Origin of the sequence: Virgisporangium aurantiacum, from assembly GCF_016863635.1 — a bacterium.
GTDB classification, from domain to species: domain Bacteria; phylum Actinomycetota; class Actinomycetes; order Mycobacteriales; family Micromonosporaceae; genus Virgisporangium; species Virgisporangium aurantiacum.
This window is the reverse complement of the sequence record NZ_BOPG01000131.1, coordinates 1-25,722: the sequence shown is the minus strand read 5'-3', so window position 1 is coordinate 25,722 and position 25,722 is coordinate 1. Positions and strand designations below refer to the sequence as shown.

The 25,722-nt window shown below is 70.1% G+C and carries 12 protein-coding genes and 2 tRNA genes; 2 read left to right on the top strand and 12 right to left on the bottom strand.

Annotated features, from left to right (window positions below):
* The first annotated feature begins 429 nt into the window (after window positions 1-429).
* Window positions 430-633, top strand: a complete 204-nt coding sequence (locus Vau01_RS61575) for a hypothetical protein (protein WP_308440551.1) — start codon at window positions 430-432, stop codon at window positions 631-633.
* Here the strand turns inward: Vau01_RS61575 and Vau01_RS61570 are convergent.
* The 6 genes from Vau01_RS61570 to Vau01_RS61545 all read right to left on the bottom strand — a co-directional run bounded on the left by Vau01_RS61570 (window position 622) and on the right by Vau01_RS61545 (window position 5,893).
* On the bottom strand, window positions 622-1,422 hold the full coding sequence (locus tag Vau01_RS61570; protein ID WP_204014411.1) for a carbon-nitrogen hydrolase family protein: 801 nt from the start codon (window positions 1,420-1,422) through the stop codon (window positions 622-624). The two genes, Vau01_RS61575 and Vau01_RS61570, sit on opposite strands and share 12 nt — an antisense overlap.
* A 4-nt stretch (window positions 1,423-1,426) precedes the next feature.
* Entirely contained in the window at window positions 1,427-2,725 is a 1,299-nt protein-coding gene (gene clpX / locus Vau01_RS61565) for an ATP-dependent Clp protease ATP-binding subunit ClpX (RefSeq protein ID WP_204014408.1), read from the bottom strand.
* A gap of 306 nt (window positions 2,726-3,031) precedes the next feature.
* The gene (locus Vau01_RS61560; protein WP_204014405.1) at window positions 3,032-3,670 is read right to left on the bottom strand and encodes an ATP-dependent Clp protease proteolytic subunit; all 639 of its coding nucleotides are present in this window, start codon (window positions 3,668-3,670) and stop codon (window positions 3,032-3,034) included.
* Window positions 3,671-3,681: 11 nt separating this feature from the next.
* Complete coding sequence (locus tag Vau01_RS61555) at window positions 3,682-4,311, bottom strand: ATP-dependent Clp protease proteolytic subunit (protein WP_204014402.1); 630 nt, start codon at window positions 4,309-4,311, stop codon at window positions 3,682-3,684.
* A gap of 105 nt (window positions 4,312-4,416) precedes the next feature.
* Complete coding sequence (gene tig / locus Vau01_RS61550) at window positions 4,417-5,787, bottom strand: trigger factor (protein WP_204014400.1); 1,371 nt, start codon at window positions 5,785-5,787, stop codon at window positions 4,417-4,419.
* Window positions 5,788-5,819: 32 nt separating this feature from the next.
* Window positions 5,820-5,893: transfer RNA gene (locus Vau01_RS61545), tRNA-Pro, on the bottom strand.
* A 151-nt stretch (window positions 5,894-6,044) separates the two neighbouring features.
* On the opposite strand from Vau01_RS61545, the gene Vau01_RS61540 reads away from it, so the two are divergent.
* Window positions 6,045-6,115: transfer RNA gene (locus tag Vau01_RS61540), tRNA-Gly, on the top strand.
* Window positions 6,116-6,893: 778 nt separating this feature from the next.
* Here Vau01_RS61540 and Vau01_RS61535 read toward each other — a convergent pair.
* The 6 genes from Vau01_RS61535 to Vau01_RS61510 form a co-directional block, all read right to left on the bottom strand.
* Complete coding sequence (locus Vau01_RS61535; RefSeq protein ID WP_204014398.1) at window positions 6,894-8,636, bottom strand: hypothetical protein; 1,743 nt, start codon at window positions 8,634-8,636, stop codon at window positions 6,894-6,896.
* Window positions 8,633-13,360, bottom strand: a complete 4,728-nt coding sequence (locus tag Vau01_RS61530; RefSeq protein WP_204014396.1) for a hypothetical protein — start codon at window positions 13,358-13,360, stop codon at window positions 8,633-8,635. The genes Vau01_RS61535 and Vau01_RS61530 overlap by 4 nt, the downstream gene beginning before the upstream one ends.
* 3 nt (window positions 13,361-13,363) lie before the next feature.
* A complete protein-coding gene (locus Vau01_RS61525; RefSeq protein WP_204014394.1) occupies window positions 13,364-16,249 on the bottom strand; it encodes a hypothetical protein in 2,886 nt (961 codons plus the stop codon).
* Entirely contained in the window at window positions 16,246-19,725 is a 3,480-nt protein-coding gene (locus tag Vau01_RS61520) for a DUF6603 domain-containing protein (protein ID WP_204014392.1), read from the bottom strand. Before Vau01_RS61520 ends, Vau01_RS61525 begins: the two co-directional genes overlap by 4 nt.
* Window positions 19,722-24,464, bottom strand: coding sequence for a metallophosphoesterase family protein (locus Vau01_RS61515; protein WP_204014390.1), 4,743 nt, complete (start codon window positions 24,462-24,464; stop codon window positions 19,722-19,724). The genes Vau01_RS61520 and Vau01_RS61515 overlap by 4 nt, the downstream gene beginning before the upstream one ends.
* A gap of 802 nt (window positions 24,465-25,266) precedes the next feature.
* Window positions 25,267-25,569 carry a DDE-type integrase/transposase/recombinase gene (locus tag Vau01_RS61510; protein ID WP_204014388.1) on the bottom strand — a complete coding sequence of 101 codons (303 nt, stop codon included), beginning with the start codon at window positions 25,567-25,569 and terminating at the stop codon, window positions 25,267-25,269.
* Between the last annotated feature and the right edge of the window lie 153 nt (window positions 25,570-25,722).

Here is a 25,722-nt window from a genome sequence, read left to right as displayed (position 1 = left end):
ACTCTTGCTGGACTTTCTCATTAACTTCCGCCGGACTATCGTACACATTCGACAAGGCGTGTCAAATCTTCTATTCGAAGACCATCTCGCCGTCTAAGCGCAACGACCTACGTCCAACTTAGTTGGAGTAGATGTCTAGCGAATTGGCAGACCGGCCGGCCTCACATTCGGGCCCGCCCGGCTCCTGCCGGCTTGTCTACTCTACCCGGTCGGTTTCGCACTTGCAAGTCGATGTTTCCGCCTCGCCTGCACCGCCCACGTTGCCGCCCGATTCGGCTTCCCGGGGCTTTCGCCCTGTTTGTCCGGTCCCTTGCGACAGGACAGAACTTACGCGGCCGTCCGCCCCAACGTCAAATCGGGCCCCGGAGGCCCGGTGAAGAACGTCAGGAACGGTGGCGGCACCCGACGCGATTGCAGTTGAATGACCCTGTGCGCGACACCATCGCGGCCGACGCGCTGCTCGGCCTTCTGCTGCCGTTCTGGCAGCTCGTGCTCGGCGTGGTGATCATCGTGTTCGTGGTCGGGGCGTCGGTGCGGTTGGCGAGGCGGGGACGCTCCCGGATGAACACCGCCATCATCGTGACGGGCGTGGCACTGGTGGGGCTCGTGGTGATCGGCGTGCTATCCAGCTAGCCGGCGGTTCGCCAGGCTCGGGAGCTCCAACCGGATCCGCTCCAGCCGGCCGAGGTCGAGCTCGGCGGTGATCACGCCCACCTCGTCGGGCATCTGGGCCACGACGGTGCCCCAGGGATCGATCACCATGCTGCGGCCGAAGCAGGTACGGCCCGGATCATGGTCACCGATCTGGCCCGCGGCCAGCACGTAGCACTGGTTCTCGATCGCGCGGGCCCGGAGCAGGACCTCCCAGTGGTCGCGCCCGGTGTGCAGCATGAACGCCGCCGGCACCACGAGCACGTGCGCGCCGGCGATCGCGAGCCGGCGGTACAACTCGGGGAACCTCAGGTCGTAGCAGATCGACAAGCCGACCGGCACACCGTCGACGGGCACCACCACGGCGTCACCGCCCGGAGCCACCGACGCGGACTCCCGATAGGAGACCCGGCCCGGGATCTCGACGTCATAAAGATGGATCTTCCGGTACGCACCGACCAGCGTGCCCGACCGGTCGAACACCGGCATCGTGTTGTAGGTGTGCTCGTCATCGGGCCCGGTCTCGTGGAACGAGCCGGCCAGCACGTTGATGCCGAGCTCGCGCGCTGCCGAGGCGAAGAACGTGGCGTACTCGCCGTCGATGCCCTCTGGTTTCGGGGTGCCGGCCGCGGGACCGAGATAGTCGGTGTACTCGGGCAGCAGGGCCAGGTCGGCACCGCCGTCGGCCGCCCGCTTCAGCAGATCGCGGGCGGCCCGCAGGTTCGCGGCACGGTCGTCGCGCGCATTCAGCTGGCAGACGGCGACGCGCATAGCTTTACGCCGACTTCTCCTCGCCACGGTCGGCACGGCGCCGGCCGACCCGGTGGCTGGGGAAGTCTCGGGGGACGATCGTCGGGTAGACCTTCTCGTGCACGACGTCGCGGGTGATCAGCACCCGTGCGGCGTCGGGGTTGCTCGGGACGTCGTACATCACCGAGAGCAGCACTTCTTCCATGATCGCGCGCAGGCCGCGGGCACCGGTTCCGCGCCGGATCGCCTGCTCCGCCACGGCCTTCAGCGCGTCTTCCTCGAACTCGAGTTCCACGCCGTCGAGCTCGAACAGCCGCTGGTACTGGCGGACGAACGCGTTGCGGGGCTCGGTGAGGATGCGTACCAGGGCTGGCTCGTCGAGGTTGCGGACGCTGGTGAGCACCGGCAGCCGGCCGATGAACTCGGGGATCAGGCCGAACTTGAGCAGGTCTTCCGGCATGACGTCGCCGAAGACGTTCTCGTTGCTCTTCTCGTTGATCGAGCGGACGTCGGCCCCGAAGCCCAACCCGTTCTTACCGACCCGGGCCTGTATCACCTTGTCGAGACCGGCGAACGCGCCACCGCAGATGAAGAGCACGTTCGTGGTGTCGATCTGGATGAACTCCTGGTGCGGGTGCTTCCGTCCGCCCTGCGGCGGGACGTTGGCGACCGTACCCTCGATGATCTTCAGCAGCGCCTGCTGGACGCCCTCACCGGACACGTCGCGCGTGATCGACGGGTTCTCGGACTTCCGGGCGATCTTGTCGACCTCGTCGATGTAGACGATGCCCGTCTCGGCGCGGCGGATGTCGTAGTCGGCCGCCTGGATCAGCTTGAGCAGGATGTTCTCGACGTCTTCACCGACGTAGCCCGCCTCGGTGAGCGCGGTGGCGTCGGCGATCGCGAACGGCACGTTGAGCATGCGCGCCAGCGTCTGAGCCAGGTGCGTCTTGCCGCAGCCGGTGGGGCCCATGAGCAGGATGTTGGACTTCGCCAGCTCCACGGTGTCGCTGGGACCGCCGGCGGACTCGGCCTGGATGCGCTTGTAGTGGTTGTAGACGGCCACCGCGAGCGCCTTCTTGGCGTCGTCCTGGCCCACCACGTACTGGTCGAGGAAGGCCCGGATCTCCTTGGGCTTGGGCAGCTCGTCGAACTTCACGTCGCCCGACTCGGCGAGCTCTTCCTCGATGATCTCGTTGCACAGGTCGATGCACTCGTCGCAGATGTACACGCCGGGACCGGCGATGAGCTTCTTGACCTGCTTCTGCGATTTGCCGCAGAAGGAGCACTTGAGCAGGTCGCCGCCGTCACCGATCCGTGCCACCAACGGTCTCCCATGCACTCCCGGCCGGATCATCACCGATCAGACCTCTGATTCCGCCATCGTGAGCGGTAAAGCGACTCGCGGCAACCCAACAGCCGCTGACTCGACGTTACCTGGTCGAGGTCGGATCTCCGACCCCTCTCCGGGTGGTGTCTTCGTTTCCTTGCACCGGTTCTGTCGACCGATCCCCCGACATTCTGAGACGCCGAACCGAATGTCCCGATTTATGCAACTTCAACCGGGGGGACAAAACGGATCTTGGACGCCGATACGGAATCGGCGTCCAAGATCCAAGGGTTCAGGTTGTCAGTTCGCCGCGGACGACGAGGTGGACGCCAGCGTCTTCTTGCGGCTCGCGAGCACCTGGTCGACGAGGCCGTACTCCTTGGCCTCGCTCGCCGTAAGGATCTTGTCGCGGTCGATGTCCTTCTTGACCTTCTCCAGCGGCTGCGTGCTGTGGTTGGAGATCAACTCCTCGAGCATGTTGCGCATGCGCATCATCTCGCGGGCCTGGATCTCGATGTCGGACCCCTGGCCGTAGCCGCCCTCGGTGGCCGGCTGGTGGATGATCACCCGCGAGTGCGGCAGCGCCATCCGCTTGCCGGGCGTGCCGGCGGCGAGCAGCACCGCGGCCGCGCTGGCCGCCTGGCCCAGGCACACGGTGGCGATGTCGGGCCGCACGAACTGCATCGTGTCGTAGATGGCGGTCATCGCGGTGAACGAGCCACCGGGCGAGTTGATGTACATCGTGATATCGCGGTCGGGGTCACCCGATTCCAGCGTGAGCAGCTGGGCCATCACGTCGTTGGCCGACACGTCGTCGATCTGGACGCCGAGGAAGATGATGCGCTCCTCGAACATCTTGTTGTACGGGTTGGACTCCTTGATCCCGTACGACGTGCGCTCGACGAAGGACGGAAGCGTGTACCGGTTGTAGATGGTCATCGGGAGGCTCCTCAGTTACGCGTGCCGGCGCCCTCGGGGACCTGACGGGCCCCGGTGACCACCTTGTCGATGAAGCCGTAGTCAACGCCCTCCTGGGCGGTGAACCAGCGGTCACGGTCGGAGTCGGCTTCGATCTGCTCGGCCGGCTGGCCCGTGTGGAACGCCACCCGCTCCTGGAACATGCGCTTGGTGTAGAGCATCTGCTCGGCCTGGATGGCGATGTCGGCAGCGGTGCCACCGATACCACCGGACGGCTGGTGCATCATGATCCGCGCGTGCGGCAGGGCGTAGCGCTTGCCCTTGGTGCCGGCGCACAGCAGGAGCTGGCCCATCGACGCGGCCATGCCCATGGCCACGGTGGACACGTCGTTGTCGACGAACTGCATCGTGTCGTAGATGGCCATGCCGGAGTAGACCGAACCGCCGGGCGAGTTGATGTAGAGCACGATGTCGCGCTCCGGGTCCTCGGCGGCCAGCAGCAGTAGCTGCGCGCAGATCCGGTTGGCAACCTGGTCGTTCACCTCGCTGCCGAGGATGATGATGCGGTCTTTGAGCAGCCGGTTGTAGACCGAGTCGTCGAGGTTGAGCCCGAGGTCCCCACCGCGAGCGACCGGCGTTGCCGGAATATGCAGGTCGGTCATGGCAGCCCTTCACAGAAGTCGTTAATACAGCCGACACTAACCGCTCGAACGGCGGTCAACCGGCACTGTGGGTTCATTTCGCTGTCGGCTTAGGTTCGGCCGCGCTCAGTCGTGGTCGTGACCCTCGTGGTCGCCGTGGTCGTGACCCTCGTGATCGTCGTCACCGCGCAGGTCGGCCAGGCTCAATCGCTCGCCGTTCGTGTCCTCGATCACGACCTTCTCCAGGATCTCGGCGAGCGCCTTGCCCCGCCGGACGTCACCGAAGATCATGCCGGCGGCACCGGACCGGACCAGCTGGTCGTAGTACTGCTGCGGCGCGACACCGGCCCGCTGGGCGCGGTGGACGACCTCGTGGCCGAACTCGTCGTCGCTGACCTGGATCTCCTCGCGGTCGGCGTAGGTGTCGAGCAGCAGCTGCACCTGCACCGCCTCGGTGGCCGACTCGGTGAGCTCGGAGTCGACCTCCTCCTCGGTCTTGCTCTGGGCCTCGAGGTACTCCTCCCAGCTGGCGCCGGCGCCCTGGAGCTGCTCCTTCATCGCGTCCTTGCGGCTCTCCACCTCGTCTGAAACAACAGACTCGGGGACGGGCACCGCGGTGGCCGCGATGAGCGCCTTGAGCGCCTCGTCACGCGCCGAGTACAGCTTCTCCATGCGGCTGGCCCGGAGCAGGCGGCCCTTCACGTCCTCGCGGAGCTCGTCGAGGGTGTCGAACTCGCTCGCGAGCTGGGCGAACTCGTCGTCGAGCTCGGGCAGCTGCTTCTCCTTGACCGACCGCACGGTGACCGCCACGGTGGCGTCGGAGCCGGCGTGGTCGCCACCGACCAGCTTCGTATCGAACGTGGTGGAGTCGGACGCGGACATGCCGACCAGCACCTCGTCGAGCCCCGCCAGCAGCTTGCCGCTACCCACCTCGTGCGAGACGTTGGTGGCGCTGCCGCCCTCGACCTCCACGCCGTCGACGGTGGCCGCCAGGTCGATCTGCACGTAGTCGCCGTCGGCGGCGGCCCGCTCGACCGTCTTCAGGGTGGCGAACCGCTCCCGCAGACTGCCGACCTGCTCGTCGATCGCCTCGTCGGTGACCTCGACCGGCTCGACCGTCACCGTGATCTCTTCCGGCGCCGGAAGCGCGATCTCCGGACGGACGTCGACCTCGGCGGTGAACTTCAGCGGCTCACCGTCGGAGAACTCGGTGATCTCGACCTCGGGGCGGCCGAGCGTCTTGACGTCGTGCTCGCGGACCGCGGCCACGATCTGCCCCGGGATGGCGTCCTGAACAGCCTCGTTGAGGATGTTGACCCGGCCGACCCGCTGGTCGATAACCTGAGGTGGCACCTTCCCCCGCCGGAAACCGGGGATCGTGACCTGCGTGGAGATCTCGCGGTAGGCCTTCTGCAAGCTCGGCTTGAGCTCGTCGAACGGCACCTCGATGGCGAGCCGCACGCGCGTGGCGCTCAAGGTCTCGACGGTGCTCTTCACAGGTCCTTCTCCTCGGCTGTTCGTTGATCGAGTCGGGGTGGCGGGATTTGAACCCACGGCCCCTCGCTCCCAAAGCGAGTGCGCTACCAAGCTGCGCCACACCCCGCGGCGATGTGCAGTGTATGCGGTACGGTGCGGTTGCCGTGTGGCGGGCTTTGGGTCCACGTCTCAAGATCATTTTGGACGCACGTGAGCGCGGCCAAGACGCCGACGGCAAGCCGGGGCGGGCATTGGGTAAGCTGTGGATCGCACGACACGCGGGCGTAGCTCAATGGTAGAGCCTCAGTCTTCCAAACTGATTACGCGAGTTCGATTCTCGTCGCCCGCTCCGCGTTTATGCTGCTCAGGACCGATTTGATCTCTAGGTCTGTCCGATTAGGACGATCGTTTGCTAGGGATCTTGCTAGGAGCCGAGAGAGTCCTACCCGTTTCTCTCGCCTGTCGAGCTGGTGAAGCGGCCCCGCAACGCGCATCGTCGCCAGCGCGAGTAACGGTCATATCAGTACAGAACGGTGCGGCAGTCCCGGTGGCGGGCCAGTGTGACGGCGCGCGGACCGACTGGGATGAACGTAATCAGAGTGGAAATCTGAGGTGCCCGATTGGCCGCGACGTCGATCGACCTGTGGACGCACCGAATCTCAGGGCCGATGTGGTGGTAGCGAAGCCTTCGGTTCCTCCGCTCGCCGCCGACGCGACCTCGTCGCGACGGGCGTGACGACAGGAATTGCCGCCTGCACGCATGTGCTGCTTGAAGGATCTCCCCTTGACAGCCCACCGCAGCGCTCGCGTGGGCGCCGATGAACCGGGAGTCGGACACCGATCCTTGCGGGTTCATCGCGGTCCGACTCCCCCGACTCAGGAGATGACGGCCGACCATGTACTCGACCCCGCCTCACCGCGAAGGCTTGGCGCCGTGCTCACGGCCGGTCTTCGATGGCATTCACTACTAGTCTTGAACCGTGCCGTTTGTTCAGGTCAACCCCACAATTCCGACCTGCGTGACTACGAACTGCGGAACCCGGGCGTAGCCGAATCTGGTTTCTGAGCGGTACAGGTGGTTGGCTGCCCGCGAGCCGGAATGTCGACGCACCCGCGTGGCTTGGCCCTCAATCGCCGGCAGCGAGCGGCTGTTCCGGCAGGACGTCGTCGAAGCGCACGCCGCTGTGGCCCTCCCCGCGCCCCGGTAGGGTCGAGCGTGCGGTCCAGACGTGGATGCCGCCGTCTACCCAGCGGGCGACCTGCACGGCGCGTACAAGACGGCGACCCTCGCGCGCGAGTTCCTCCTCCCGCAGGCCAGAGGCCGCGATTTCGCGCACCGCAACGCTGCGTGGCGGCGGGGTCATGCCGCCGGTACCGAGCGCCACGGAGCCCACCGCGTATGTGCTCAGGCGGTCCCCCGTGGCCTGCGGGACGAGGGGATGCCAGTGCCCGGGTGGCCTTCGCATCAAACGCCACCGCAGCGCCGGCCGGTCGTCCGCGATCGCAGGCGGCAACGCTGGCGGCTGGGACGGATCGGGTGCTGGCAGCAGCATCCGCCAGTCGGCGGGGGCGCCAGCGGCGTCAGGCGCCACAGCCTCGACAGCCCACCCCAGGTTGGCCATCTCGTCGCGCAAGAGAACGACATCCTCGATCGGCTCGCTCTCCATCCCGTGCCCGATGGCTGGGGCGAGCAGAACCGCGTCCTCGTCGCCCGTGCAGCCGAACAAAGCGAAGCGGGAGCGCCCGGCCGCCGCGTCGGTGATGCTCGAGCGCTCGGCGAGCACGCGGTCACCGAAGACGTCGACGAGCACCGCAGCGCGCACGGCGAGGCGAGTGCCGACCGGCGCCTCGATGGGGACGAGCAGCGCGTCGCCGCCATAGGCGAATACGTACTCCAGCAGCAGCAAATTCGCCGTCTCGTGTGGCGCTACCGTCGCGGCGGACACGTCGACGGCCGCGTCCTCGATCTCCCAGTACCGGGCGACGGGCGCTCCTGGGAAGCCGAGCGGTGATGCGAGCACGTCGAGCCGCAGCGGCACCGCGTTCCCGCCCGCGGTTGCCGGGCCGGCCTCAGTCGAGGCGTCGAATGCCCACCAGTCCAGCGTTCCACCGCGGTACTCGGGCGCCCTCAGAACCATGGTCGTACCGGACGCCTGCGGCGCCGCGATGGCGAACGTCTGGTCGAACCGGTCCGCCCGCCAGCCCGGTGGCGTCCCGCCGCCGCCGCTACGGCGCAGGTCGGCGATCGTTTCGAGCCAGTCCAGCCATGCGTGCGCGCTCTGGACGAAGGCACTCGTGGCGTTGAGGTGCGCAAGTGTGGGCGGGAGCGTCTCGCCGCGGATTGGACCCGCGCCCATGCTGTCCCGCAACGCACGGCCGAGCGCGAGGCCGTCCGGGGCACGGCGGCTGGCGACCGCTAGGAATCGGGCCTCGGCGAGTGCCACGCCCGCCGAGGGCATGGTCAGCGGATACGCCGCCGGCAGTGCCGCGACCGTCGCCGCTGCGACGCCTCGATCGGCCAGCTCACGCACGAGTCGTAGCCCCGCCCGCGCGGCGAGGTCAGCGCCGGAGCCGTAACCGGGTGGCGGCTCCGCCTCCACGAGCGCCTCCAGCGGCACGGCGTCTGGCTGGTAGGCCTGCCACGCCGCGCTGGCGTCACCGAGCCGGACCCGTCGTACCGGCCCGGTCTCGCCGTGGACCTCGACCCACGCCGGAGTTCCGGCGTCCTCCCCCGTGAACTCGCCAAGCTGCCACTGGCGGCCGAGCAGCCAGAGAGGGTCGGCGATCTCGGCGCTGATGCCGGGCGTAAGCGTCGGGTCGCTCATCTGCGGCTCCAGGCGGGCCCACGAGGTGAAGGTGACCTCCGTCATGGCCGCACCGGCTGTACGAAGTCGTCGAAGGGGATCGTGTTCAGGCGGCGGATGTCGGTGGAGTTCACGAACAGAGCGGGCAGGTGGTGGCCGAGAGTGGTCAGGGCCGGTAGGTCGACAACTCGGCGTGCCGCGCGGTCGAGCGTCTCTTCCAGGACCACGGTCAGCGTGTCCAGGTCCCATGCCTGCGCTGGATCTGGCGGGACCGCGAGCAGGATCGCTTGCGGCGCCTCAGCGTTCGGGCGGTTGGCGTGCACCGCGAGACCCGTCACGGCTGTCCGGCTGGGCACGACCTCCGTCCATTCGTCGACGAGCAGCCCGGTGAGCTGGGTGGCGGCGGACAGGTCGCCAGCCGGTGCGAGCGCGACCAGGGAGGTGCGGCCCCCGCCGGGTGCACCGGGGGCGCGGGGGAGCCCAATCCATGCCTCCTTCGCGGAGGCCATGCCGTGCTGGCCGACCATCAGCACCGGCTCGGGAGCGTCGACCGCTGCTCCGAGCGCAAGCGTTTTCTCCAGCGCGGCAACCTCCGGGTGCACCAGCGCCGCGGTCGCGAGGTAGTCGCGCACGAGCGAGCCGCGGCCAGCGCGCGAGGCCGCGGCCGGACCGAGGTCCGGTGGGCGTGACCAGGCCGTCAGTGCGGCAGTCGCGGGGTCGCCGGCGATGGTGGCCAGCAGGGGCAGTTCCTCCCCGACGACCTCCGCGATGGCGGCGCGTCGGACCCTCGCGTCGGCCGCAGTACCGAGCCGGCCGGTGGGCGCCGCGATCGCGTCGATGGCCTGGTCCGCCCGCGCGAGCCGGCTGCGTAGTTCGTTCGCGACGGAGTGCGCCTGGGCGAGCGCCTCCTCGCGGAGCTTCGGGGTGTCGCCGGCCGCACTCCGCGGCCAGGTGCCCGGCAGACCGACTGCGGCAGCCGTCCGCAGCGAAGCCCGCAGCATGTTGAGGTCGACAGTGTCCGGCGGGTCGCCGAGCACCGTGTCCAGCGCATTGCGGGCCCCGCGCGCGACGGCGAGTACGCCCGCGATCCGGCCGTCGAGGTCGGCGAGGACTACCGCCGCCGAGTCGCCGGCACCGGCGCCCTGCAGATCCGCGGGCTCGAGTGGACGCGAGCGGCCGACCGCCCGGCGCAGCCCGCTCGCCGCCTCCAACAGCGCCGGCAGGTCGTCGCCGAGGTCCAGCGCGGGCGCGGCGGCAGCCGGCACGTCCGCGGGGCGCAGGCCGCCGTCGGCCTCGGCCCGCTCCGCCAGGTCTGTGATCCGCCGCTCGACCTCGCCGAGGGCGTCCGGGGAGACCGGCGCGGCCGTGAAGAGGAAGTCGAGGGCCGAGAGGCCGAGCCTGTCGAGCGTCACCTTCGTCGCAGCCTCGGGTTTGGTGCCCTCCCAGCTCACTCCGATGGCAATCCGGCTGGGTGCCCCGAGCCAGTGCGCCGCGATGTCCTCGAGCACGGGGTCGAGCAGGGCCCGCACCTGGCCTGCGCCCGCTGGCCACTCCGCGACGGGTGTGGTGTCGTGGACGACGACGACCCGGTGGATCGTCGCGATGCCCGGGCGAGGCGTGCGCAAGACGTCGATCTCGGTGGGGACATGCTCACCCGCAGCGGCGGCCGACGCCGCGGCGGCACGCCCAGGGTTGCCGCCCACAAGGTGGTGGACGCTCTCGGCCAGAAGCAGGTCCGCGACGGCGTCGGCGGCGTCGGTGAGCGCTTCGAGCGCGTGCTGGAGCTTGACGCGGAGCGCGGCCGGGGCCAGCCCCGCGACGGTCACCTCGTTGGCTTCCAGGCGCTCGAGCAGGCGGAGCCCGTCGACGACGTCGTGCGGAGCGACGGCCTCGCTCGGCTCGCCGTCAGCGGCCAGACGCGTCCGGCTCAGCGGCGCCATGTCGCGCAGGTTGCCGATCAGGCTGTCCAGCCCGGCATCGTGCAGTGCGCGTTCGAGTCGGTAGCCGAGCAGCGCCCCGAGCGGCTGACCGGTGCGCACGCCCTGCAGCAGCCACTGCGCGGTGCGCGCTCGTTGGGAGGACAGGTCGATGGCCAGCTGGGGACCGCCGCCGTGGGCGAGGTGCGCACTGCGGAGCACGCCAGCGGTCGCCGCGTGGGCGACCGAGGGAGCGTGGACGAAGCCGCCGGCGTCGGCGCGGCGGACAAGCGGCCGCGTGATGTCGGCATGCTGCTCGGCGGGGACGGTGGTGAGCGGCGCACCGGGCGACAGGTTCTCCACCCAGCCGTAGGCGCCGAGGTGGACGCCCGGGGTACCCGTCGCACGCAGCTCGTCGAGCCTCTCGGTGGCCAGCGATGTGATCCAGGCGTCGAGGCGGTGGCCGCACAGGTCGAGCGTCTCTCGCAGCAAGCGGTCCAGCGTCTCGGTCGGCCGCGGCGCCAGGTGGACAAGGCCAGCTAGCGTGTCGGCGGCCGCGCTGGTGGCTGGCGGGGTTGCCGCGGTGGCTGCGGAGGACGACGTGGCGATGAGCCGCCGCGGCGACCCGGGGATGCCGGCCGGCTGTGGAAGCGCGGAAGTGCCTGGACCACCGCGACTTCCGCCCAGGCGATCGCCGATCCGGACGAGCCCGCCGCCGGGCTCCCGTACGACCGTCCCGGCGTCCAGCACCGGCAGGCCGCCGCCGACAGATAGGCGTGGAATGCCGAAGCCGGCAAGCTCGAGCATCGTCCCGCGCTCCGCCAGCTCGGTCACGTGGCCACGGACCACATCGATGACCAGTGGGCCGGTCGGGCCGCCGTTGCGCTCGGTCAACAGAAGGTCCAGCGGCAGGGGCCGCGGCTCGACGCCAGGCAGACCGTCGATGATCATGAGCCGGTCGATCCACTCGTCCAAGCTCGGCCGCTCCACGGACGGCAGCACGGCCTTGACGTACTGGGCCAACACGCCCAGGCGCGCGAGCAGGTACAACAGCGGCGAGCCGAAGCGCCGCTCGGCCTTGACAATGTCCTCGACCGACGCCGTGTGCAGGAACTGCAGGTAGTTGTCCCTCAGCGGCGCCGTCGGCGACAGCGCGCCCACCTGGACCCGCGGTAGCGCGAGTGAATGGGTGCCGTCCGAGGCGATCGTCAGCCGCAGCCCGTCGGCGGCGGCAAGCTTCCCCACCGCGCCCGAACCCGCGGTGACGAGGCCGTGGTGCAGCCGGGCCAGACTCTCCCTCTCGTCGTCGCGCAGTCCGGCGAGCGTGGCGAGCTCCAGGATGGTGCCCTGGTAATGAACCCGCCGGATGCGATAGTCGACGGCGACTGGTGCCTGGCCGAGGATCTCTGCCATCGCCGACTGAGGGTCGGTCCCGACGCCGGCACGCGGCACGGCACGGACAGCGGTCGCCCAGACGGCGTCCATTCGGCCGAGCAGCTCCACCAAGCGGCCGGCGGACGCGTGCGCTTCGACCGGCGGCTTGTAGCGCACGAGCGACGTGACGGGCAGCACGCCGTACGGCTGCGCGCCGATGCGCAGCGTCGGCAGCGGCCCGCGGGGGCGGACCCAGGCAACCGCGTGGGTACGCAGCGCCTCGGCTTCCGCATCGGTCACCGATCCCGCCAGAAACTCGTTCAGGTAGTAGCCGAGTGTCGCCGGCCACAACACCGCCAGCATTGCGCGTGCGTCCGCCTCGGTGGTCGCGCCGGCGCCGACCGACCGAGCCAGGTGCACCCCGCCTGCGCCGAGCGCGGTGACCAGGCGTCCCGCGTCCGTTGCAGCGCCCGCGGGGACGGTCTCCCGTTCGCGGGCGAGGATGTCGTCGGAGGGCGGCGCCGCCGGCGTACGGGAGACGTTGGTCGCGGTTCCGGCGCCGATGAGCCCGAGGCCGGTGCTGAACCGGTGAACGCCGAGCAGCCGATCTAGCTCCGCCGCCGCCTGAACCGGCGTCAGCGACGCGGCGACCCCGATCGCCAACAGGCGGTCGATCCTGGTGGTGCCGACCGGCAGCGTCAGCCGTGCCCCCATCCCGTTGCGTTCGGCCTGCTCGAACTCCACCAGCCAGCGCGTCCCCTCGTCGAGGCCTGCAGGCCCGGTGCCCGTCCGGATGCCCGGGTCCGGACCGATCGCGAGCGGCCGGCGCACTGGCTGGCCGACGACCTCGGCTACCCGTTTGCCCGCCCGCAGCGCCACGAAGACGAAGCGGTCCGGCAGCCCGGCGGCCGTCGGGGCTCGTGTCCATGACGCACGCTTGAGGCTCGGCGGCGCGTGGCCGGGCGCCGTCACGGTCCGGATCCACGCCGCCCGCCGCTCCCCGCCGGAGCTCACGAACGTCGCCCAGGCGGCCCGTTCGGCCTCCGTGCCGTTCGCGGCCGCCGCCCAGAAGGTCGCGCCGGCGGCGAGTTCCTCGGCTGTCAGCTCCGGCTCGTGCGAGTCGGCGTGGATTGGCTCCGGAAATGCGCGCACATGCAGGACGGGGGCGCCTGCGTCCGTCCGGAACCGTGTCTCCAGCCGTACGGGTAGCAGCGCGATCGGCACGCGTTGCTCCAGTCCGCTGAGAACCTCGTCAGGGCTCAGTACGGTGATCAGCTCGCGGACGCGACTGTCGTCCTGGAGCACGTTACGCAGCGCGATCGAGCGGTTGGCCTCAAGCTCCAAAGCCCGCGTCAGCGCGCGCCGGCCTGCCGGGCGGTTGTCCCGCTCCGCCTCGAGACGCCTGGTCAGGGCGACCACAAGCGCCAAGCGCGCCTCCGCGACGCGTGTGAGTCGCTGCGCCTCGGCAGCGCGCAGCTCGTCCAGAATCGGAGACGTCACGGCTCAACCCCCTGTCAGCAGGTCGGAGAAGTGGATCGCCACACGCACGGGCTGCTGCATGGTGATGACGGCCTGACCGGCCGCGCTCTCACCCCAACGCGCACTCACGTCGGAGAACGCGTGCGTACCGGGCTCAAGGTCGACATGCGTCGCCGGAGGTTTGAGCACGTGAGTCCAGCTCAGAGCCGAGCGGGCGGCAGGCATGATCCCCGGCGTGAGCGCGGGATCCGGCTCGTCCAGCCCGAAGCGGGGAGCGCCAGGCGGCTGCTGGTAGACGGCATAGTAGCCGGGGTCACCGATCGCGTCGCCGTCCTCGAACGGGAAGCCGAAGAACATGATGTCCTCGCCGAGCCGGCCACGGAAGCGCGGCAGGACGGGCGCGTCATAGATCGGCCGGCGGCCGCCCTTGCCATCGGGCTCGCCCGGCACAGCCAGTACCTGGGTGCCCGGGTAGCGGCGGAACAACTGCGCGCGCAGTACCAGAACGACTTCCCGCCGCCCGCCACCGACCTCGTCGCCGAGCCGGCCCGCCCTCGCGAACTCGTGAATCGCACGGATGTCCGGTGCCGGTTGCGCGCCTGCGGCGGCCGTGCCGGACACGTCCCAGAAGAATTCGAAGCACGTGCCCCGCTCGTCCGTCGGGAAGCCTCGCCAGCGCAGTTCGCGCGCCATCTCGTCGTTCGCGCCGACCAGCAGCGCCTGCACATACGCGGCATTCGTGACCAGTCCGAAGGCACCGTCGTCGGGCACGCGGTCGGCGCCGGGGAGCAGCAGGTCGGTGGAGATGGCCGCGAGCTCGTTTGCGAGCGGTGCCGGAAAGCGGGGGGCGACCAGCACGTCGTCCAGCGGGTCCTCGCCCTGCAACGGAGCCGGCAGCTCGACACGGGCGTGCAGCGCAACGGGGACGGTGCGCTTGGAGTCCAGGCTGGCAAGCAGCTCATCGCGCAAGGCAGCCAGGGCGGGACCCGGCGCCGGCTTTGCAGGCGGCCCGGCGGGCTCGACCAGCGCATTGAGCACGCCGCCTCGCACCTCTTCGGTGAGGTCATAGGCACGGCCGTCGAGCAGCAGCTCTATCGCGCCGGGCAGGTCGCTGATCAGGTCGGGCTGGGCGACGACGTCTGCCATCCGGCGTAGAGGAGTGCTGCGCCCCAGCCGCACGCCCTCGATCACGAAGGAGCCGCCGCCCAGAACCCGGTCACCGTCCGTAAGCTCGATTCGCAGCACCGGCTTGCGGCCGCCGGTGCGCTCGGCCGATACGGTCGGCAGTTGCGCGCCCGGATCGGGCAATGTCGTGCGTGTCGTGTCGAGGACGACCGTCGTAATCCCACCGCCGGCGGCGCTGCGACGCGCCGCCTCCGCGGCCGCGAGCAGGCCGCCGATCGTGACCAGGCCGCCCGGGCGGCTCCAGGCGCCGCGGTCGGGTCGCGCGCGCCCGGCGTCGAGCGCCCCCGTGACGCCGCCGAACTTGGCAGGCCCTCCGAGCATGCGGCCGAGACGTCCGCCGGGGCGGGTCAGGCGCCGGAACGCGGGCTGCGTGAGCCCTGGAGGAAGGTTGGTGCCGTGCAGCCGCGCCCGCGCCAGCAGTCCGTCCAACCCGATCCGCACGCGGTCCAGCGCCGGCCCGCCCAGCTGGAAGAGCACCGACGGGCTGAGCTTGGCCAGGCGACCATCCACGATGGTCTTACCGGCGCGGCGCGCGAGGCGGGCGGCGCGCAGCAGCCGATTGGCCGCTTCGATCGCACCTGCCTGGTCCCATGCCGCGCGCATGAGTTCCTCCTGATGCGTCTGCACGATGCGGGCTCCGAGTGCGGCGGCGGCGCGGTGGCGTGGATCGAGGTTGAGGTCGCGAAGCCAAGCCGGCCGCGGGTTCGGCTCCGGCGGGACCGCGGTCGTTGCCGCAGCCCGTCCCCCATACAGCGGCGGCCCGACGACGGTGCCGCCCGTGCCGTTGATCAGTCCGGCGAGTGCCTGTCGACCCGGCGCGTCCGTCCACGCTGCGGTGACCTGGCTGCGCTGGCGCAGCGGCCCGTTGAACGCCAGTTCAGCCCCGGGACGGTTGAGCGCGGCGGCGCCTGGATCCGAGATGTCGAGCGCGACGGAGCCGATGCCGTCTGGGGCCGGCACGGCGACGATCCGCCGCGCGAGCGTCTCGAAGTCCCCCGGATCGCCGGTCACGAACTCCCATGAGTGGTAGACGGGCAGTTCGAGCGGCAGCGTGGTCGTTGCCTCCCACGCGGGCGCGCCGCCGCCGTCAGGCTCCTGCCCGAGCCCGGCGAGCCGGCCAGGTTCGAACGTGGGCACCACGTACGCGCGGTACCGCGTGGCGCCGCGCAGCAGCCGCGGGCACAGTAGCCTGCTGAGCGTCGCCGCCGGTGCGCCGCGGACCGCCGCAGTCACCTGCTGGGCGGTCGCCGCCGGACCGGTGATCTGGGCGTGTGCCCATGCCCACGCGTCCGCCAGGTTGGGCAGCTCGGCGAGAGTGTCGACGGTGAGGACGGGGAGCGGCGCACCAGCGCGGGGCCCGAATGAGATTCCCTCGCGGATCTCGATCACCACGAGCGCGAGCCAGGGCTGTAGGCGGCCCTGCGCGTCGGGAGCGCCCGGGGTGAACAGCCACGGCAGGTCCGGCCGGTCGAACTCGAGCAGGCAGAAGAAGGTCGGTTCGGTGCCCTGCGCCCCGCTCGGAGGGTCCATGCGGACGACCTGACGCGGGTCCACGCCGGTGACGTCGCCTGGGCCCAGCACCAGAACGTCGACGGGCGTGGCCTCCTCCCCGGTGACGGTCGCCGCGACCTCGAGCGACACACGGCCGGACGAGTCCGGCGTGGAGCCCGCGGCCAGCTGGGAGCCGAGACCGTCGCGCAGCGAGCTGATCAGAGTGACGGTCATCGACCCACCCTCGCGATCGCATTGACGACCGCGTCCTTGCCGCGCCCGGCGACGCGGGCCTCGGCTGCGGTCTCGTACGTGGCGAGCACGGTGCCATCCCGATCCAGCGACCAGGACGGGTCGGTAACCGCGACCCCCATCGAGGGCCCAGCGAAGCGTCTCGCCAACGCGGCTGGCGCGCGCGCGCCGACGCCGCCGGCGACCGCGTGGCGCAGCACCGCGTCGTCGAGCGACCTACTGCGCACCACCCGTGCGGGGGCGTCCGGCGCGTCGACGACGCGATCCTCGTAGGTCAGCTCAAACGCGATCGCGCCCGTGTGGACCACCGTGTCGACGCCGGCTCGGCGGCCGGAGGCCATCGCCTCGAACGCCGGGCCGGTGAGCTTCTGGTCCTCGGACATGTGGAAGAACTGGCCAGGCGCGAACATGTCGCTCGTCGTGGGCGCTTCGGCGATCACCTGCCGGCCGAGGCGCAGCGAGTTCAGCACGACCGTCGCGGCTCCGATCACCGTGGCCTCGCCGACTTTCTCGAGCGCGACGTTCATTGGCGCCAGGCGTTGGCGGACCTCTATCTCGCCGAGCGGGTGGGCGATCAACTCGGGCCTGCCCGGTGCGGCCTCGCGAATCCGCACGCCCGCGTCGAACTCCGGCAGCACGCAACGCCAACTGCGTGCGTCGCCGAGCGCCGCGCGCACCTCGGCCGCGATGCTGACCTGCGGTGGCGCAACCAGATCCGCCGGCTCGCCGATCTCGTGGTGGACGTGGACCGTCACCTCCACGAACGCGACCTTGACCTTCACCCGCCCGTCGAACTTCCACGGGGACGGCCCGTTGAGCGACGCGGTGAGCTCCACACCGAGGAATGCGGAACCGTTGCGTCGAAGCGTGATGTGCGCGTGCAGGTTCGCGTCGAGTCCGAACGGGTTAAAGACCAGCAGGACGTCGAATCCGAGCTCGGCGTCGAGCTCGAAAAACCCGACCAGCCCGAGGTCGACCGCCGCGTAGACCTGCACGCGGGCCCCGAACTGCAGCGTCGCGGGTGTCAGCGCCTGATAGGCCTCGAGACGCAGGCGCGGGTTGTCGCTGGTGGCGAGCGATATCGACAGCCGCCGCAGCTCCGGCACGCCCGGCGGTGTCGGGTAGCGAGGGTGGAAACCGCCGGCCGACAGCGCGAACATCGGGTTGGGACCGAAGCGCATGCGCAGCGCGAAATCGCCGTCGATCGCGAAGGCTGCCAGGCGGGAGCCGGACAACGATCCATCGATGGATACCTCACCGCGCCCGGGGTCGATCACGCCGACCACGTCGATGCGCAGGAGCAGGACCGCGGCCTCGCCCTCCTCGGGCAGCGCCAGCTGCAGCCGGCCGATGATCGCGATCACGAACGTCGGGATCTGGATCACCACCGCGAGCGTCGCGATGATGATCGGGGGTGTGCCCCAGCCCAGCTTCACCATCGGCCCGAACACGAATTGGCCCTCGGCCGGCGGGAAGATCGCGTTGACGTCGGCGATGATCTGGCGAGCGCGGGGTACGGGGTCGACCGGGAACAGCAGAGATCCGACCGCGCCGCTGCGAACCGCGTCGCGTAGCGCGTCGACATTCATCGCACGGTTGATCCCGACCAGCCCGCCGAGTCCGTTGAGCGTAAAGCCGTAGCCGAGCTGGATGGGTGGGAACGACGCGAAGATCAGCATGACCAGCGAGAAGCCGTCGCGTCCGCCCGGCAGCCGCGTCTGCAGCACGCCGACCGCCGTCGCGCTGACGGGCGCGATCTGCAGATGCAGCACGCCCGCGTACTCGCCGGCCGCCGGGTCCAGGAAGATGTAACCACCACCGGCGACCGGCCCGGCGTTGATGCTCATCCCGATGCCCTTGGGCGGCAGGAAGCGCAGCGTGACGTCAACGGGTCCGGCGACGCCTGGGGCGCCCACTCGCGGCGGGGCGAGCCCGACCGCGACGCCCATGCGCTCTATCGTGGCCGCGACCGGGCCGATCGCGACCTCAGCCGTGGCCGCCAGGCCGAGCGCGACGCCTTGCCCGGACACGCCGAGCGAGAGGTTGACGACGGGGATCTTGAGGAAGCCGAGATCGACGCCGACGGGCAGCGCGACCTCGAGCGATGCGCCGCCGGTGAAGGTCAATCCCTCGGCCTGCGACCAGCGCATTCCGAGCTGGAACGGCACCTGCAGGCCGCCAGGCGGCAGGACGGCCTTCAGGAAACTGTCGCCGTCGCCGGGGGTGACGACGATGCGGGCGTCCAGCAGCTCGACCTGTATGAAGGGTGCGACGCTCGTCGCGCTCACGAGCGCACCGACCTCCGCCGCTACGCTGCCGATCTCCAGGCGGGTGCCCTCGGAACCGATCTGCACGGCTGGTCCGGAGTTCGCGCGGCGCCGGCTCAGGGCGAGCGCTATGTCGATGGCTGGAGAAATTCCCGCGGGCACTGTGATGCCGTTGCGGTCGATCGCGAAGCCGAATGGAGTGCTGCCCTGGGCGGCCGCCGAGCCGACCTTGAGCCCGAGTGTCCACCGGGCGAGCTCCGTGCTGACATCGATCTGGCCATGCGGCAACACGACGACGCCGAGGCCGGCCTGGTCTCGGCCGGTCAACACCACGGTCGCGCCCACAGTCAGCCCGGCCTCCACCGCGGCGGCGCCCAGGGCCGCGGTGTCGCCGGCGCCCGCAGGCAGCGGAATAGGCGCGCGGATGGTGAGGGCGCGCTGCGCGATCGCACCGGCTACTGCCCCGAGATCGACGCCGCTGCGTGGGTTGACCCCGAACGTCGCGTAAGCGCCGGCGGCCCGCGCGAGGATCGCGATCTGCGGGAACAGTATGTCGGCCAGCAGGTCGGCCGACGCCTGGGTCTCGAGCCCACGCTGCCCGTTCCCGTCCGCCGGCAGCCAGCGCTCGCTCAGCATCGCTGCCGGGTTGTCGACGAGCGCGCCCGCGCGCTGGAGCGCCAGCCGCGGACGCCGGGTCGGTAGGCGTCCCGGGCGGCCGTCGAGCCGCGGCGCTCCGGCGATCTGCGGCGGATCGGCGAGGCCGACCAACACCAGCAGTTGTAGCAGCAGGGGGCGGTGACGCTGCATGTATGAGATGAGGAAGAAGTCGAGCAGGTCGACGCCGAGCGCTGCCAGGTCCTCGTCGGACAAGCTCATCGGCGCCCCGAGTGTCGGGGCAAGCGCGTCAATTGATTGGGCGGCGTCGGCGACGTCGCCGAGCAACCCGGCGATCGCCTCGAAGTCCATCGGCCCGCCGCCGGCAAGCAGCAGCAGGCGATCCAGCACGTCGACGATTTCGTCGATCACGACGCCGAGGGCGTCCACGTCGAGGCCGGCGATGGCGTCGAGGTCCCAGCCGGCGTCCGCGAACACCTTTCGCAGGCTCGCCGGCCCCTGCGCGGCTTCGAGCGCCGGCTCGGCGAAGCGCTCTGCCTCGTCGAGCAGGACGTGCAGGACGTCGCGGCCGCTCATGGGCCCGTCCCGGGGCCGAAGTCCGCGGCGGCGAACGCGATCGGGCGGGCGGCGGCATAGTTGACATTCGTCGCCAGGATCTGGTTGGGGTATTGGATGTTGGCCGGTATGCCGCCGACCGGATTGATGCGCCACTGGCCCGCGGAGAACGCCATCTCGCTGCCGCCGTTGTAGCGGCGCACCACCTCACGCTGGTAGGCCGCCCGCCAGCGCTGGTCGGTGGGAGCCGGCATGTGGTCGTCGAGTAGGCCGAAGGCCGCTGGCGCCTTCTCGTTGAACACGATGTCGAGCATCGTCTCGACGTTGGCGACGAAGTCCCAGACCGCGTCCGGGCTCGCCCCGCGCGGCGGGTTCCCGTAGTTGTCGATCTGGCCGAGCCCATAGCCGTGCGGCGGGCCGAACGTGGGCATCGAGGGCTCGAGAGTGAAGAAGAACTGGTTGACCCCACGGGTGTAGGATCTTCGCTGCGGCCGGCGATTATCGTACTGGCTGTGCGCGCCGCTCTCGTGCTCCACGATTGCCACGAACGTCACACGCCAGCACTCGTCGCTGAGCGCGTCGATCTCGGCGCGCCCGCGCATGCCCGGCAAGCGGCGGGCAACCAAGGCCGCGACCAGCGTCGTAAGTTCGGCCGGTGACGGCGCCGTTCCTCCGACCCGAAAGCGTGGCAGCTGGGCCGGGGGCATGCCCACCGGAGCCGGGGCAGCGGCCGCCGGAGCAGCGGCCGGGACGATCCCGCCGTGGACGTCCGTGGCGGTGGCCCCCTCGCGTCCGATCGCCAAGCGCGTTACCAGCAGTCGACCGTCGCCGCCACGGATCGCCTGCTGCAGCGGCAACCACTCGACGACGGTGCAGGACACCGTCGCGGCACCCGCGCGCCCCCATGGGCGCCGCTGGGCGACCCGCACCGTGGGGCGGCGCCGGCCCGCGTCCACCCACGGCGGCAGCGTCGCGGCAGCGGTCGCGTTGGGCACGGCGTCTCCGTCCACCAGAGTGAGCGAGTCGCCGTCGCCGTCGCACAACTCGCCCATCTCGTTGAAGCGCAGTGTCGCCCTCACCGCTCCGGGTACCCGCGTGACGTGCGCATGGTGTATCGCCGGCATGGGGTAATTGGGGGTCGTCGCCGCTGCCGCGTCCCCACCGTTCCAGGTCAGCAGCAGCTCAAGGTCGAGATCGAGGTCAAGCTGGAGCAGCGCCGCGGGCCGCACGGTCGCCGGATCCACGTCACGGCGGTGCCATCGCCGGCGCATGAGATCCCTCAGCGCGTCGTGGTCGGCGCCGGCCAGGTGCAGCTCGGCCATCAACAATGGCATCGCGGGACTCGGAATGAGCGGGTTGGCGGGGTCGCCGGCCGGTGACGCGGGGTCGAAGAGCTGCGTGATCACCCGCGTGCGGCGACGCACCATGCGGCGCACGCGGGTGGCGTCTGCCAGCGCCGCCGGCGTCAGCGCAGGGGAGGCCGGGGTCGAGGTCCCATCGGGCCGTTCGTTGCCGCCGAAGTCGACGACCACCAGGTCGTCGCCCTCGCCCGCGGGTGCGCCGCGGGTTCCGGGGGTGGGGTCGTCCACCAACGACGCCTGCACACCGGTCAGTAGCGCCGATGACGCCTCGATGCGAGGGCCGTCGGGCGTCTGGCAGACCATCAGCACCTGCACGTGCCCGAGCGTGGCGGCTACGCCGTCATCGAGGATCACCATGGCCTCCAACGTGCGCCGACCGGATGCCGGAACGGCCAGCGTGACCGGCGTCGCGTCCCGGCGTGCGGCGCCCGGCGCGAACGCATCGCGGGCGGCGACGACGGCACCGTTCCGGTCGAGCACCTCAACGGTCGCGGCCGTGACCTCGGCGTCGACGCCCGCCTCCACCAGCAGGCCGCGCGTGCGCTGGGCAGCGCCGGCCGGCGGAGCGGCCGCGGCGTTCCCATCCACGATCTCGACTCGCAGCGCGCCCGCGATCTCCGCCGGGTTGTTGTACGCCCGGTCGCGCTGACGCATGCCTGCCTTCTCGTAGGTGCGTCCGTCCGGGTCGATGCCCGCGACGCCCGCCAGCCAAGGAAGCGGCGCGTCCGGCGCCTGCCACAGCAACGGCCACAGTTCGAGTTCGCCCGGACGTGTGATGTGGATCCGGATGCCGCGGACGCTGAGTTGGCCGCGGCCTTGCGCATCCAGCGCCGGGACAGTCATTGCCACGAAGGCCGTGGCGAGCGCCGGGCGGGCGAGGACCGCCTCTGGTGCGGGCCGCGCTCCGCGGGTGAAGGCGACCGCGACGGCGGCGCCGGCGGTCGCAACCCATGGCTGGTCGTAGCCCCACGGGGCGTCGCGCGCGCTGCCTGTGCGGCGCATCAGGCGCCCGTCGGCCTGCGTGTGCAACGTGGTCACGGCTCCGGCGGCCTCGCGCACGTACACCCAGCCGTTGTTGAGCGGCGTTGTGTTTCCGGCCGCGTCAGCGACCAGCAGCCTGATACCGGCACCGGCCGTGCTGCCGTTGGCCAGGCTGACGCGCCAGCGGCTGAGTGGGAACGTCGTGGGCTGTTCCTCGATAGCCCACCAGAGCTGATGTACGACTGCCTTGGCCTCGTCGGTCTCTCCCCACTCGAACGTGACTTCACCGATGCAGTTGTGTCCTACGATCTCCTTGCCCCCGCCGAACCTGCGCTCGTAGTCGTCGGCGTGCCGGCCCGCGGCTGTCAAATAGGCCGTGAGCGCCGCGTCCCGGTTGCCGGCCGGCGGGGCGGCGACGGGAGCGGGAGCGGGGCCGCGATTGGCGTCGGAATCCGCAGCGAGCAGGAATTCCACGTCGTAACGCCAATCCACATTGGCCGCAGGCTGCGCATCCGAGGGCAGCTTGATGAAAGCGGGCCGCCCCGTCAGTACGAGCGCGCCGGAGGTCGGCGACGTGCCGGCCGTGACGCTCCCTCCGGAGAGGTTCGCGAAGCCGACGACGGACTCCTTCGGTAACGTCTCGCTGAACAGCGCAAAGCCCTGGCCATGCAGGAAGTGCGTTTTGCCGTCCTCATTCTTGGCCGGGCTGGCGGTGAGCTGGGCGATGGCCGCCACCGCGCGATCGGCCTCCCCTGCGGGCGTGCGGTTGGCGCTGTAGCTGGCCTTGACGGAGAAGCCATAGTGGACGTCGCCGCAGAGCACGACGATTCGGCGGCGTTTGACGCCGTCCGGGCCAGGTACGCCCCTCGTGACGAGGGCGGAGAGCAGCAGTTCGCGCGCCACCGGCTGCAGCGACCAAGTCTCGGCGTCGAAGAATTCGTACCAGCCGAGCCACTCCCCAACGCCAATGAGCCACTCCATGAACGGGTTGCCGAAGATCGGCGTGGCCGCTGCGACGATCATGGGAATGTCGGCGTCGGGCAGCGGCACGTCGCGAAGCTGCTGCTGCAGAGCGCCAGGGGCGCCGAGAAGCGCGGCCGGGTTGTCGGCGCCCTGTGGGCTCGCGCGTTGCGTGCGCGTGTCCAGCACGAGCAGCTGGAACGACGGAGCCGTCATTGAGTAGTGCCAGCGCAGCGCACCGGGCGCTACCGCCGCGACTCCCTCGGCGTCGAAAGCCGTCGGCATCCCGACCGCTGTTCGAATCGACAGCGCCTCGCCGGCATTGGTGTCGTCGCCCTGCCATGTGCCGAGGGCCTCCAAGAGCGTGCGGCCGGACGCGCCCGCGGCGCCGCTCGCGGCGAACTGTTCAGGGGTATTGCCCCACGCCTGGAAGATCGCGAACGCCGCCAGCCCGTTCTGCACGATCCGCTGTCCGAGCGGCGCGCCGGTCGTGGGGTCGAGCACCTTCTTCGTCCAGCTTGCGCGCAGGTTCCAGTCGTCCGTGATCTCGTGGTCGTCGAACGCCATCAGCGTCGGGATGTTCGCAAACGCGCGCCGGATCGCCGGTAGCGCGCGCCAGAATGTCGTGACGGCGCGGCGCTGCTCCAGCCGTCCGCCGTTGACGAAGAGCCCGGCGTCGGAGAAGTCCTCCACCAACGGGAGCGTGTCCGGCCAGATCGCCTCCCCCCACGCCAACAGATACATGGCGCAGAACTCGCCGAAGCTCAAGAGGTGGCTGGCGCCGTCCCCGGTCGTGAGCTGCGCGTCCTTGGTGACCAGGTCACCACGCTGGCCCGGCTTGAAGACGCTCGCCACGCGGTTGCCGGACTTCGTCGGCAGCTGCTCGTCCCAGCCGAGCAGCGCGAACGCGGCGTCGGCTGCAACGGCGCACAACACGTCGGCGACGTCGTCGGCGTAGATCTGGTCGCCCGTCAGCATCAGCAGGTGTGGACGGCGCGTCGGGGTGGCGACGGTGGACCGGACCATCTCGTCTGCGGCGCGAAGCGCGTCGTCCCCGCCGGCGTGCGGCTTGCGGCAGGAAGCGTGGACGACGCGCAGGTCGGCCGGCTGCAAGGGCGGAAGCGCGAAGGATGGCAGGTCCGGTGCGCCCGGCTCTGCGTACACCAGGCGAGTTCGCGCGACGGTCGCATCCGCGTGTACGACGCCAGGGGTGAGCAGCGTCTCTGTTGTGGCCGTGACCGGCCCGGCGCCGCCATCGTCGGGGGCGAACGCGAGATCGTACACGTAGGTCTTCCCGGGCACCAACACGCCGGTCGCCGTGACGGCGACAACATGCAGGTTGACCCCGAGTGCGATCGTCACGCGCGTCCCGACTGCGCGTTGCGGACCCGCCGCGTCGGTCTCCCGCACGCGCAGTGTCGCCTTGCGTTCCGCCTTGAGCGCGACAAACACCGTCACGTCGGTGGACGTGACGCGACGCAGGATCGGTCCGGCGAGTACCAGTGGAAGTCCAGCTATGCGCGGCTGCAGGCGTGGCAACGGCAATGTGGAAACCTCCCCGGAGTGGTCGTGTTGCGCTTGCGTGGAACGGTGGGGCGGCCGAGCGCGTGCCCTAATCAGCGGGCGCGGCGCGGTACGGTGAACGTTGTCCCGAAGCGCCGGCGTGGCGATGCCTCTCACTGCGGAAATCCGTGACCGCCGTCGATGCGTGCAGCTAAGCGAGAGCGTTGAGTCCGCGCATCGGCCGCAGCCAGACCTTCAGCGGACAATCATCAATCTAAGGTCCGCCTGTTGGCTTACACCGATACAGGATCACGGCGCTCAAACCAGATCAACCGCTCCGCACCTTGACGGGAGCTCACCAGGAGCACACGGGTCCAGGGCGCACCTCAGCACTGAAGCCCCAGCCATCCGACCAATCATTTACCAGGGCTAGGGATTGACTGTCCTCGCCTACGACGCCGGTGTCAACTAGTTGATCAGAGGCGCGGGTAGCCCCGCCATTGGCGCCAAAGAGCACCTGATCTCGATTAGTCGATCATGTCGGTTGTTGTATTCGACGCGCCAGGACGCGGCCCCATCTGATCGGCGAACTTCTCCCACCAACCACGCCCCCGCGGCTATGCACGACGATCATGATCAGTGTCCACCGTTTCTTTCCGCCTGGGTGGTCGGCGATTGGCGTCCGAGCCGGGAGTGGCGTCGAATGGTGTTACAGCGGTGCAGCCACCGGAACGTGTCAAGCCGGGCTTGGCGATCGTCACTGAAGCGCGGCGGTCCTGCAGTGTCTCGCGTTTGAAGGTGGCGTTGAATGACTCACAAGGGCGTTGTCGGCGGAGCTGCCGACCGCGCTCATCGATTGCCGGATCCCGGCCCCAGCACATGCAGCAGGAAGGCTCTGGACGTACATTGCGCGCTGTGATCGGAATAGAACAATGCCCATGCAGGCTGCCGCGGGTCGCAGCGCGGCGTTCATGGCGTCGATGATCAGCTCGGTGCGCATATGATCCGCGATCGTGCAGTCAACCAGCCGCCGTGAGTGCAGGTCGATGACGGTCGCCATTCTGTGGAATGCTCCTTCGTCGCAGTCCACAGAATCTATGTTCGATGGAAATCCTCGCAGGTCACGGCAGTCTTGAAGGTCCGGCGCCGTCCGTGCTCGGATTCCACAGAATTGCCAGATAGAGGAAACCGCGGTCACCGACAGGGATGTAGG